The following is an 11,292-nucleotide window of genomic DNA, read 5'->3' as shown; positions in this document are numbered from 1 at the left end:
GGTACTGCAGGGGGGACCCTGTGGGAGAGTAGGACGCCGCCGAACAATTCTTCTAGAGAAGCCCTCTTCCTTCGGGAAGGGGGCTTCTCTGCGTTCATGACGCGTGCGATTGGCCGTTACGATCGACGCATGGCACGTCCCGGCCCCAAGGCCCACCCCGAACCCCAACCGCGTCCCGAGCCGTTCGGCTTGTCGACCGATCCTTTTGCGATGGAGACCTCGCACGAGGTGGCCGCGATGTACCTGGCGCCGCCGGAGCGGGTGTTGGTGCTCCGGGTGGACGCCGACACGATGCTGCGGCCCAAGCTTCGGGAGGAGCTTCGGGAGCGCAGCGGGGATCCGCTGCCGGCGACCGTGCAGGCGCTGCTGGCCAGTCTCGACAGCACCCGGGAGAAGGTGCTCGGTACGCTGCACCGCCGGCGGCGCGGGGTGGAGTTCCGACGCTTCCTGTCGCAGCTGGAGCGGGAGTTGCCGGAGAGCGGCGAGCTGCACCTGATCTGCGACAACTACTTCACCCACAAGTCGCCCACGGTGGTGAACTGGCTGCGGGCCCACCCGCGGGTGACGATGCACTTCGCGCCCTCCGAGGAGGCCTGGCTCGCGCATGTCGAGCGCTGGTTCGCCTACCAGGCGGCGCGTGAGGCGTTCCATGGCGACAAGTCGTCCGCCGCCGCGCTGTCCCAGGGGATCGTCGAGTGGATGAAGGCGGTGGCCGAGGTGCCCGCATCGGTCGATGAGGGCTCCGATGAGGGCACCGAGGACGAGGGCACCGCGGACGCCGAGACGGCCACCGCACACGTGTGGGTCAAGCCGCAGCACGACTGAGCGGGCTCCACAGCTACAGCCGCCCCGCCGCCTTCAGCGCCAGGTAGGTGTCGGCGAGGGCCGGCGGCAGGGCCGTGGGCGGGGCGTCCAGGACGGTGGCGCCGAGCCGGGTGAGCCGCTCGGCGATGGCGTGGCGGTCGGCCTGGGTCTGTTCGGCGGCCGCCGCGGCGTAGACGGCCGGCAGCGTGCCGCGACCCGTCGCCAGCTCGGCCAGCAGCGGGTCGGCCACCGCCGCGATCACCACCTCGTGGCGCTTGGTGAGCTGGGGCAGCAGCGGCAGCAGGCCGTCCTCGGCGGGGCCGGCGTCCAGGCCGGTGAGCAGGACGATCAGGGAGCGGTGCGGCGCGAGCCGCAGGGCCGCCGCGGTGAGGGCCCGCAGGTCGGTCTCGACCAGCGCCGGCTCCAGCAGCGCCATCGCGTTGGTGACGGCGGGCAGCACCTCGGTGGCGGAGCGGCCCAGCACCGTGCCGCGCGGGCGCACGTCGTGGGCGAGCAGGTCGACCCGGTCGCCGGCCTTGGTGGCCAGCGCGGTGAGCAGCAGTGCCGCGTCCAGGGCCGCGTCCAGTCGAGGAGCGTCGCCGACCCGGCCGGCCGACGTACGGCCGGTGTCGAGCACGATCAGGATGTGCCGGTCGCGTTCGGGGCGCCAGGTGCGCACGGCGACGGTGTTGCGGCGGGCACTGGCCCGCCAGTCGATCGAGCGTACGTCGTCGCCCGGCAGGTACTCGCGCAGGCTGTCGAACTCGGTGCCCTGACCACGGGTCAACAGCGAGGTGCGGCCGTCCAGTTCGTGCAGCCGGGCGAGGCGGGACGGCAGGTGCTTGCGGCTGGTGAAGGGCGGCAGCGCGCGCAGCGTCCAGGGGACCAGGTGCGAGCCCTGACGGCCCGCCAGGCCGAGCGGACCCAGCGAACGGATCGTCACCCGGTGCGCTCGGTGGTCGCCGCGGCGGGTGGGCAGCAGCGAGACGTCGACCCGGCGGCGCTCGCCCGGCGGGACCAGCAGGCGTCGGCGGGAGGCCGTCAGCTCGGTGCCGGGCCGGAACACCGAAGGCGGCCAGGCGTCCCGCAGCCGGGCCCGCAGCGGTCGCCCGGACGGGTTGCCGACGGTCAGCGTGACGGTGGCCGGCTCGCCCAGGCGCACCGCGCCGTCGCCCGTCCTGGCCAGCTGGAGGGTGCGGACCGGGGCCGCGAGCAGCAGGTCGGCGAGCACGCCGAGCAGTACGGTGCCGCCGACCACGCCGATCCCGGTCCAGGAGGGCAGCAGGAGTCCGACCACCAGGCTGCCGAGGGCGGCGAGGAGGGCGGTACGGCCGGTGAGGGCCACGGTGGACTCCTAGGAAGAGGTGCGGGTGATCAGCGAGGAGCGGGCGTCTGGGCGAGCACGGCCTGGATCACCGTGTCCGCGGTGACGCCCTCCATCTCCGCCTCGGCGCGCAGCTGCACCCGGTGTCGCAGGGTAGGCAGGGCCAGCGCCTTCACGTCGTCGGGGGTGACGTAGTCGCGCCCGGCCAGCCAGGCCCAGGCCCGGGAGGCGTTCAGCAGTCCGGTCGCGCCACGCGGGGAGACGCCCATCGAGAGCGAGGGCGACTGCCGGGTGGCCCGGCAGAGGTCGACGATGTAGGCGAGCACCTCGGGGGAGACGGTGAGCTCGGCGATCGCCGCGCGGGCGGCGGCCAGGTCGGCGGGTCCGGCCACCGGGCGCACCCCGGCCGCGTGCAGGTCGCGCGGGTCGAAGCCGGCGGCGTGCCGGCTGAGCACCTGGAACTCCTGCTCGCGGTCGGGCAGCGGCAGCACCAGCTTGAGCAGGAAGCGGTCCAGCTGGGCCTCGGGCAGCGGGTAGGTGCCCTCGTACTCGAGCGGGTTCTGGGTCGCGGCGACCAGGAAGGGCTCGGGCAGCGGGCGCGGCTCGCCGTCGACGGTGACCTGGCGCTCCTCCATCGCCTCCAGCAGCGCGGCCTGGGTCTTCGGCGGGGTGCGGTTGATCTCGTCGGCGAGCAGCAGGTTGGTGAAGACCGGGCCCGGCTGGAAGGAGAACTCGGCCGTGCGCGCGTCGTAGACCAGCGAGCCGGTCACGTCGCCGGGCATCAGGTCGGGGGTGAACTGGATCCGCTTGGTCTCCAGGCTGAGCGCGGCGGACAGGGCGCGGACCAGCAGGGTCTTGGCCACGCCGGGGACGCCTTCGAGCAGCACGTGGCCGCCGCAGAGCAGGGCGACCACCAGCCCGGTGACGGCGGCGTCCTGGCCGACCACGGCCTTGCCGATCTCGGCGCGCAGGGCGCCGAGCGCCTGCCGGGGGTCGGGCGCGGCGGCGGCCCGCTCGGCGAGCTGGGCGGGGGCGGTCTGGTCGGTCACGGCTGTCGTACCTGCCTTTCCAGGGCATCGAGGTCGTCGGCGAGCCGCAGCAGCGCGGCGTCGTCGCTGGGCGGTGGGCCGTAGAGCAGGTCGCGCGGTCCGGCGGGGTCGCGGTGGCCGGTCAGCCGCTCGCCCAAGGCGGCCAGCAGCGCGGTGGGGTCCGGGTCGCCGCCGCCGAGCGGGACGCCGAGGACGGGCGCCAACCGGTGCCGGACGGCGCGGCGCAGCGCCTCGGCGGCCCGGTCGCGGGCCTTGGCGCGGTGGTAGAGCCGGGCCCGGCCCTCGGTGGTCTCGGCGGCGCGGACCACCACCGGGAGCTGCTCGCTGACCACCGGGCCGAGCCGGCGGGCCCGCCAGAGGGCGGCCAGCACGGTGGCGACGGCCAGTTGCAGGGCGGCCCAGCGCCAGCCGTCGGGGATCAGATCGGTGAACGACTTCTGCGGCGCGGCGGTGCCGGCGGGCAGCGCCTGGTAGTCGGGCAGGTACCAGGTGAGGTGGGGCTGGGTGCCGAGCAGACCGAGGGCGAGTGCGGCGTTGCCGTCGTTGGCCAGGCGCTGGTTGGTCAGGAAGCGCCCGGAGCCGACCACGAGCACCTCGGTGCCCTGGGTGGTGCTGGTGCGGGCCAGCGCGGGGTAGCCCTGGCGCGGGTAGCAGCCGGTGGCGCCGGAGTCGGCGTCGACCTGGTAGAGCCGGCCGCCGAGTTCGGCGCTGCCGGCCCGCTGGGCCTCGGGCAGGTCGCACAGCGGGACGGCGCTCGCGGAGCTGACGGCCAGCGGCAGGTCGGCGGTGCCGGCGGTGTGCAGGCCGGGGGCCAGCAGGTCGAGCGCGGTGCTGTCGGGCGAGATCAGCACCAGGCGGCGGTGGCCGGCGGCGGCCAGGGAACGCAGTTGATCGGTCGTCAGCAGGTCGGGCAGCGGCAGCACGACGGTGTCGGCGCCGCCCGGCGTGGCGAGCCGGTCGGCGTCGGCGGTGGTGTCGACCGTGATGCCCTGGGCACGCAGCAGTTGGGCGACGGCCTTGGTGCCGTCCGGAGCGGCGGAGCGCGGGTCGAGTGAGGGATAGGCGGTGCTGTCGCCGAGGCCGGCGATCAGCAGGCCGGCGACCAGCAGCACGGCCGCGGCGGCCAGGAACCAGCGGGCGCGGTGCCAGAGTTGACGGAGCGTCGGGGTCAGCGACGCGGCCTCAGCGGCGGGGGCGGCGGGGGCGGCGGTGGTGGTCACGCGGCACCCGCCGGGATCGGCGCGGTGGGGCGGGTCTGCCGCAGGGCATCGTCCAGCTCGGCGAGTTGCTGGTAGGCGGGCAGGTCGGCGGCGCGCTCGCCGAAGGCGATGTCGTCGAAGAGCCGGGCGGCCTCGCGCAGCGCGGCGGCGTGCCGGGGCAGTTGGCGGCCGGCTTCGGCGGCCGCCTCGTCGGCGGTCCGTCCCGGGCGCGGGTCGAGCAGGGCGCGCTCCTCCAGCGCTCGCACCAGGGCGCGCATCTGCTCGCGGACGGCTGCCGCGAAGTCGCCTTCGGCGGCGTGCCGGCGAGCCGCCGCGCGGTGCTGCTCGGCGGTGCGCGGCCCGGCGGCGCTGAACAGGGCGGCGGCGCTGGTGGCGGCCCGGCCGGGGCGGCCGAGCCGCCACCAGAGTGCGGCGCCGACCAGCACCGCGATCACCAGGAAGAGGATCAGACCGGTGGTCCCGTTGCCGGCGGCACTGCCGAGCTGCCCGAGCAACTGGTCCAGCCGGTCCCAGAGCCAGCTGATGATCCGCTGCAGCAGGCTCGGGTCCTGCCGGTGGTACTCGGGCTTGAGCAGTTCCTCGCGCGCGGCCTCGCGGGCCGGGTCGCGCGGTGTGGTCACGGGCGCGCCGTCGGCGACGGCGGTGACCCAGTCCCCCCAGGTCGGCATCGGGTCAGGCCGCCCCGCCGCCCTGGCGCGCCCAGCCGGTGCCGCCGTACTCGGGCAGGCCGGCCGCCCGGGCCAGCTCGAGGTCGAGGGCCTCGCGGCGGATCCGCTGGTCGACGTAGAGCAGCACGTTGATCCCGGCCTGGACCGGGGCGGTGATCATCGAGCCGATCACCCCGCCGATCCCGATCACCACCAGCGCGGCGGCCGACTGCGGGTGCAGCGGGTCGCCGCCCAGCCCGCTGATCATCGAGCCGCTCACCAGGCCGGCCAGGATGCGGAACGGGATGGCGACGATCGAGGCGAGGATGCTGGTCAGCACCAGGCTGAGCAGGCTGACGCCGAAGATCCGCCACCAGGAGCCGCGCACCAGCTTGCGGGAGCGGGAGAGCGCGGCCTTGATGCCCTGCTTCTCCAGCATCAGGGCCGGGGCGGCCAGGCAGAGCCGGAAGTACGTCCAGATCGCGACGACGAACCCGGCCAGCATCAGCGGCAGCAGGACCAGCGCGGCATCCGTGCCGCTTCCGGTGGCCACGCCGACCACGATCGCCGGTAGGGAAGCGACCGCCAGGATGCCGGCGATGATCAGGAAGATCAGCACGCTCAGCCCGGCCAGCCGCCACAGCTGCGGACGGGCGGAGCGCCAGGCGTCGCCGATCGAGACGGCTTGGCCCAGCACGGCCCGGCTGACCACCACGGTCAGCAGCGCGCTCATCACCAGCCCGGCCACCGCGCTGACCAGCAGGCCCACGCCGGCGACGACCAGGGTGGTGGTGCTCTGCGCGTCGTGCTGGCTCCACCAGTCGACCAGGCCGAGGACGAGCTGGCTGAGCACCGCGACCACCAGCGAGAGGCCGAGGGCGGTGCGCCAGTGCTTGCGGACGGTGGAGATCGAGCCGTCCAGGATCTCGCCGACACCCAGCGGGCGTAGCGGGATCACGCCGGGCTTCGGGCTGGGCGCCGGGAAGCTCCAACCGCCGCCGCCGGGTTGGTGGCCCCAGCCCGCCTGCGCGCCCCAGCCGGGCTGCTGGCCCCAGCCGGGCTGGGCACCGCCCCAGCCCTGGACGGGCGGCGGCGTCTGGGCGGCGGGCGCCTGGCCGTAGGCGCCGGGGTACGGCGGCGCGGCGGGGGCGCTCGGTGTGGCGGGTGTCGCGGCGGATGTCGTGGGTACGGCGGCGGCCGGTGCCGCGTCGCCGGGCGCGGCGTCGCTCGGCGCGGCCGGCCCGGGGACGGCCGGAGCGGGAGCGGGGGCCGACGGCCGGACGTCCTCGGGATCGGTCCCGGAGGCGCTGGGGGAGACCCAGCCCGGAGTGTCGGTCATCACTGCTCCTCGGCGCGGGGCGGTGCCCCAGGATGGTGGTGCGGCGCAATTCGTGCCGCCCATCGTGCCATGGTGGCGGCAGGCACCCCAGGGGTGCCTGGTTGCTGATCGACAACGGAGTCGGCCGGGCCGAAGAACTTTGGAGTTTGGGTGGATATGGGCGGTAATGCCGGTGTGTCGACCGGGCAATGGGCACGGGTGTGCGGCAGGTCACAATCCGGTAATGAGAGGATGGGCGCATGAAAGGTCGCGTCCTCGTCGTAGATGACGACACCGCACTCGCCGAGATGCTCGGCATTGTGCTGCGTGGTGAGGGTTTTGAGCCGTATTTCGTCGCGGACGGGGACAAGGCGCTCGCCGCGTTCCGCGAGACCAAGCCGGATCTGGTGCTGCTCGACCTGATGCTGCCCGGCCGGGACGGGATCGACGTCTGCCGGCAGATCAGGTCGGAGTCCGGGGTCCCGATCGTGATGCTCACCGCGAAGACCGACACGGTCGACATCGTGGTGGGCCTGGAGTCCGGCGCCGACGACTACGTGGTCAAGCCGTTCAAACCCAAGGAGCTGGTGGCCCGGGTCCGGGCCCGGCTGCGCCGGGTCGAGGAGCCCACGCCCGAGCAGCTGACCATCGGCGATCTGGTGATCGACGTGGCCGGGCACTCGGTCAAGCGGGACGGGCGGGGCATCCCGCTCACCCCGCTGGAGTTCGACCTGCTGGTCGCGCTGGCCCGCAAGCCCTGGCAGGTCTTCACCCGCGAGGTGCTGCTCGAGCAGGTCTGGGGCTACCGGCACGCGGCCGACACCCGGCTGGTGAACGTGCACGTGCAGCGCCTGCGCTCGAAGATCGAGAAGGATCCGGAGCGCCCGGAGATCGTGGTCACCGTCCGCGGTGTCGGTTACAAGGCTGGACCCAGCTGACGTGACCTACCAGATTCACCCCTCCCCGTCCGGCCAGGCCGTCGACGGGGAGGCGCAGTACGGGGAGGCCGCCGCCGCGCGGCGGTCGGCCTCGCCGATGGGGCTGCTCGGCCGCCGGCTGCGCAGCCCGTTCCTGCGGGCCTCGGCGCTCTACCGGCGTTCGATCCAGCTGCGCGTGGTGGCGGCGACCATGCTGCTCTCGGTCGCGCTGGTGGTGGTGCTCGGCGTCGTGGTGATGGCGCAGGTCCGCACCGGGCTGCTGGACACCAAGAAGCACGCCGCCGAGAACCAGGCCAGTGGCGCCTTCACCACCGCGCAGCAGCAGAGCGACGCGCTCAACGAGCAGCGCGCCAAGGCTGGTGCCGGCGACCCGAGCCCGAGCGAGCCCGGTACCTGGATCTCCGACCAGGTCGCCAACCTGGCCAGCGGCGGGCAGGGCGTCTACTCGGTGATCGGCCTGCGGCCCTCCGACGGCGGTGCCCCGCCGAGCGTGATCCGGGCTTCTGGCGACGTGAGCTACAACAGCATCTCGCAGGAGCTGGAGGCGCAGGTCGCGCAGAACCCGAGCGTGCCGCACGAGCAGACCACCACGATCCACCGCGGCACCGGGTCCCAGGCGCGCTCCGAGCCCGGCCTGGTGATCGGCCGGCAGCTGCACGGGCCGGACAGCGTGGACTACCAGCTGTACTTCGCGTTCTCCTTCGCCCAGGAGGACAACACGCTGAGCCTGGTCACCGGCACGGTGGCCACCGCCGGCGTCTTCATCGTGGTCCTGGTCAGCTGCACCGCCTGGCTGGTGGTGCGCCAGGTGGTCACCCCGGTGCGGATGGCCGCCGGGATCGCCGAGCGGCTGGCCGACGGCCACCTCGAAGAGCGGATGAAGGTCACCGGCACCGACGACATCGCCCGGCTCGGCGAGTCCTTCAACCGGATGGCGGACGCGCTGCAGACCCAGATCCGGCAGCTGGAGGAGCTCTCCCGGGTGCAGCGGCGGTTCGTCTCGGACGTCTCGCACGAGCTGCGCACCCCGCTGACCACGGTGCGGATGGCCGCCGACCTGATCTATGACAGCCGCGAGGACCTGGATCCGATGGCGGCCCGCTCGGCGGAGCTGCTGCAGGGCCAGCTGGACCGCTTCGAGTCGCTGCTCGCCGACCTGCTGGAGATCAGCCGCTTCGACGCGGGCGCCGCGGTGCTGGACGCCGAGCCGGTGGACCTGCGCGACGTCGTGCAGCGAGTGGTCGAGGCGGCCGACCCGCTGGCCCGGCTCAAGGGCAGCAAGGTGCTGCTGGCCGGCGCCGACGAGCCGGTGGTGGCCGAGGTCGACCCGCGCCGGATCGAGCGGATCCTGCGCAACCTGGTGGTCAACGCGCTGGAGCACGGCGAGGGCCGGGACGTGGTGGTGCGGGTCGGCTCGGGCGACGGCGCGGTCGCGGTCGGCGTGCGGGACTACGGCATCGGGCTCAAGCCCGGCGAGGCATCCCGGGTCTTCCACCGCTTCTGGCGGGCCGACCCGTCCCGGGTGCGGACCACCGGCGGTACCGGTCTGGGCCTGTCGATCGCGGTGGAGGACGCCCACCTGCACGGCGGCTGGCTGCAGGCCTGGGGCGAGCCCGGTGGTGGCTCGCACTTCCGGCTCACCCTGCCGCGCACCCGCGGCGGCGAGATCGGCCGGGCGCCGTTCCGGCTGGAGCCCGAGGACTCGCGCTACAACCGGGGGCTGCGCGCGCAGGGCGCCCCGTACCGGCGGGCGCTGCCGGCCGGGGCGACCGCGCTGACGGCCAGCGGCGAGCCGACCGTGATACCGGAGACGCCGGGCGGTGTGGGCGGCGGGCTCGGCCCCGGGCTCGGCGGGGTGCTGAGCATCGGCGGAGCGGGGCTCGGGGCGCGACGGCTGCCGCAGGCCCCGGTGGTCGCCGACCCGTCCGACGTGCGAGCGATGAGCGGCGGGTACGGTGCCACTGGTGCCCAGGTGGTGGTGGAGCCCGGGCGGCTGCGGCCGCAGGAGGGTGAGCCGGGGGGCGGATCGGCGAGCGGCGCCGGCGGCACGAGCGCTAAGGGGGCGCGGGGTGGGGAGCAGCAGGACTAGTCGGCGCTGGGCGGGCAGTGGCCTGGTCGCGCTCACCGTGCTGGTCACGGCGGGCTGCGCCACCATGCCGGACAGCGGCTCGCCCGAACCGGTCGACCCGCCTTCGGGCGCCGACCAGGGCGTTCAGGTCCGGGTGATCCCGGTGCCGCCGCGGGACGGGCAGTCGCCGCGCCAGGTGCTGCAGAACTTCCTGGACGCCTCGATCGCCGACGAGCACGACTACCAGACCGCGCGGGAGTACCTGACTCCCGAGGCGGTCAAGACCTGGCAGCCGGACACCGGCGCGGTGATCCTCGCGGCCACCAATCCCGACGCGTCGAGCGGGGACGGGGACCCCGACCACGCCACGGTGGTCCTGCAGTCGCAGCAGATCGCGACGCTGGACGCCAAGCGCACCTACCGGGCCAGGCCCGAGCCGCACTACTCGGCCAGCTTCACCCTGATCAACGTGGCCAAGGACACCGGCAAGGACCCCAAGGACGCGGCCACCAAGGCGCAGTGGCGGATCACCGACCTGCCGCCGGTGCTGATCCTCAACCAGACCAACTTCCGCAACGCCTACCAGCAGGCGGACCGGTACTTCTTCACGCTCCCCGACCCGTCGCTGCCGCCCGGTTCACCGGGCGCCGACCAGTCGGTGCTGGTCCCCGACCCGATCTTCGTGCGGCGCCGAATAGACCCGGCCTCCACCGCGGCCGCGGCCCTCGCCGAGGGCCCCTCGGACTGGCTCAAGCCGGCTGTCCGCTCGGCCTTCGACGGCACCGACTCGGTCGGCAACGTCAGCACCGACACCTCCGGCGCCGTCCGGGTCCAGGTCAACGGGGCGAATTTCCAGGCCAACGAGTCGCAGTGCGGCCAGCTGGCCGCGCAGCTCTACTTCACGCTGGTCAGCCTGAACGGGCCCGGTTCCATCGACAAGGTGACGCTGACCGGTGAGCACGGGACCTGCTACCTCGGCTCGGCCCAGGCCAAGACGCTCTCCTGGGCGCCGGGCAGCCTGACCTCGGCGGCCAACGGTGGCGGCGTGCCGTACGGCCGCAACGCGGCCACCGGGCAGCTGATCCGACTGGACAGCAACGCCGCGGTGGCGGGCGTGCTGGGGAGCGCCAACCTGCCCGTGACGCTGCGCCCGGCCGGCGGGCAGCTGGGACCGTTCGCCGTCCGCCGCGACGGACAGAAGGCCGCCGTGGTCAGCGCCGACGGCAAGGGGCTCTACGAGGCGCCGCTGGACGACAGCGCAAAGCAGCTCGGCGCCGCGCTGGTCACCAGCCAGGCGCCCAGTCCCGGTCAGGGACTCTCCACACCCAGCTGGGACGGCTTCGGCGGGCTCTGGGTGGTGGACCGCGATCCGGCGAACCCGCAGGTCTGGCTGATCCGGGGCAACAATAGCCGCGTCGCCGTCCCGGTGGACCTGCCGACCGGCCTGACGGTGGACAGCATCCGGATCTCCTCCGACGGAACCAGGGCGGCGCTGCTGCTCCTCGATCCCGTGACCAAGACCCGCAGTCTGCAGATCGGGCTGGTGGTGCGGGTCAGCGGGGTGCAGTCGGCCGCCGCGATCATCGACCTGAGGGCGATCGCGCCGCAGCTCTCCGACGTCACCTCGGTCTCCTGGGCGGACCCGGACACGCTGCTGGCGCTCGGCAAGGAGAACGGCGGAGTGCAGCAACTGCACTACGTGCCGACCGACGGCTCGGGCAGCGCCACCGACACGGCGCTGCAGGCGGTGGACGGGATGACCGTGGTGGCCGCCTCCGAGGACCGCGCCGACCAGGTGCTCGCCGACTCCAAGGAGCAGGACCCCAAGGACGGGGACACCATCTACCAGCTCGCCGGCTCCGCGCCGCCGACCTGGCGGTCGTACAACCACAGCGGTGCCGTGCTGCCCGCCTACCCGGGCTGA

The 11,292-nt window shown here is 74.2% G+C and carries 9 protein-coding genes; 4 read left to right on the top strand and 5 right to left on the bottom strand.

Annotation, left to right across the window (positions count from 1 at the left end; all coding sequences use genetic code 11):
- Positions 1 to 129: 129 nt before the first annotated feature.
- Positions 130 to 825, top strand: coding sequence for a transposase (locus ABH937_RS24575; RefSeq protein WP_280693477.1), 696 nt, complete (start codon positions 130 to 132; stop codon positions 823 to 825).
- A gap of 13 nt (positions 826 to 838) precedes the next feature.
- Here ABH937_RS24575 and ABH937_RS24570 read toward each other — a convergent pair whose 3' ends face one another.
- Genes ABH937_RS24570 through ABH937_RS24550 form a run of 5 tightly spaced genes read right to left on the bottom strand, consistent with a single transcriptional unit; the run spans position 839 to position 6,383 of the window.
- The gene (locus ABH937_RS24570; RefSeq protein WP_370219475.1) at positions 839 to 2,149 is read right to left on the bottom strand and encodes a DUF58 domain-containing protein; all 1,311 of its coding nucleotides are present in this window, start codon (positions 2,147 to 2,149) and stop codon (positions 839 to 841) included.
- 29 nt (positions 2,150 to 2,178) lie between these two features.
- The gene (locus ABH937_RS24565) at positions 2,179 to 3,177 is read right to left on the bottom strand and encodes an AAA family ATPase (RefSeq protein WP_370219474.1); all 999 of its coding nucleotides are present in this window, start codon (positions 3,175 to 3,177) and stop codon (positions 2,179 to 2,181) included.
- Positions 3,174 to 4,397, bottom strand: a complete 1,224-nt coding sequence (locus tag ABH937_RS24560) for a DUF4350 domain-containing protein (protein WP_370219473.1) — start codon at positions 4,395 to 4,397, stop codon at positions 3,174 to 3,176. The genes ABH937_RS24565 and ABH937_RS24560 overlap by 4 nt, the downstream gene beginning before the upstream one ends.
- Positions 4,394 to 5,065, bottom strand: a complete 672-nt coding sequence (locus ABH937_RS24555) for a DUF4129 domain-containing protein (protein ID WP_370219472.1) — start codon at positions 5,063 to 5,065, stop codon at positions 4,394 to 4,396. Before ABH937_RS24555 ends, ABH937_RS24560 begins: the two co-directional genes overlap by 4 nt.
- Positions 5,066 to 5,069: 4 nt before the next feature.
- The gene (locus ABH937_RS24550) at positions 5,070 to 6,383 is read right to left on the bottom strand and encodes a hypothetical protein (protein WP_370219471.1); all 1,314 of its coding nucleotides are present in this window, start codon (positions 6,381 to 6,383) and stop codon (positions 5,070 to 5,072) included.
- A gap of 239 nt (positions 6,384 to 6,622) precedes the next feature.
- Here ABH937_RS24550 and mtrA point away from each other — a divergent pair, with 239 nt between their 5' ends.
- The 3 genes from mtrA (at position 6,623) to ABH937_RS24535 (ending at position 11,292) form a co-directional block, all read left to right on the top strand.
- Positions 6,623 to 7,300: an MtrAB system response regulator MtrA gene (gene mtrA, locus ABH937_RS24545; RefSeq protein ID WP_280693482.1), complete on the top strand. Its 678-nt coding sequence runs from the start codon at positions 6,623 to 6,625 to the stop codon at positions 7,298 to 7,300.
- 97 nt (positions 7,301 to 7,397) lie between these two features.
- Positions 7,398 to 9,389: an MtrAB system histidine kinase MtrB gene (gene mtrB, locus ABH937_RS24540; protein ID WP_280693569.1), complete on the top strand. Its 1,992-nt coding sequence runs from the start codon at positions 7,398 to 7,400 to the stop codon at positions 9,387 to 9,389.
- Positions 9,370 to 11,292, top strand: coding sequence for an LpqB family beta-propeller domain-containing protein (locus tag ABH937_RS24535; RefSeq protein WP_370219470.1), 1,923 nt, complete (start codon positions 9,370 to 9,372; stop codon positions 11,290 to 11,292). The genes mtrB and ABH937_RS24535 overlap by 20 nt, the downstream gene beginning before the upstream one ends.

The organism is Kitasatospora sp. GAS1066B, from assembly GCF_041262605.1.
Taxonomy (GTDB): domain Bacteria; phylum Actinomycetota; class Actinomycetes; order Streptomycetales; family Streptomycetaceae; genus Kitasatospora.
Note: the sequence above shows the minus strand (reverse complement) of the source record. Positions and strands in the feature narration are given on the sequence as shown.

What these genes read in the sequence shown, in the direction of transcription:
- mtrA (WP_280693482.1), top strand. Translation starts at nt 6,623, where the DNA reads ATGAAAGGTCGCGTCCTCGTCGTAGATGACGACACCGCACTCGCCGAG.
- ABH937_RS24550 (WP_370219471.1), bottom strand. Translation starts at nt 6,383, where the DNA reads ATGACCGACACTCCGGGCTGGGTCTCCCCCAGCGCCTCCGGGACCGAT.
- mtrB (WP_280693569.1), top strand. Translation starts at nt 7,398, where the DNA reads ATGGGGCTGCTCGGCCGCCGGCTGCGCAGCCCGTTCCTGCGGGCCTCG.
- ABH937_RS24555 (WP_370219472.1), bottom strand. Translation starts at nt 5,065, where the DNA reads ATGCCGACCTGGGGGGACTGGGTCACCGCCGTCGCCGACGGCGCGCCC.
- ABH937_RS24575 (WP_280693477.1), top strand. Translation starts at nt 130, where the DNA reads ATGGCACGTCCCGGCCCCAAGGCCCACCCCGAACCCCAACCGCGTCCC.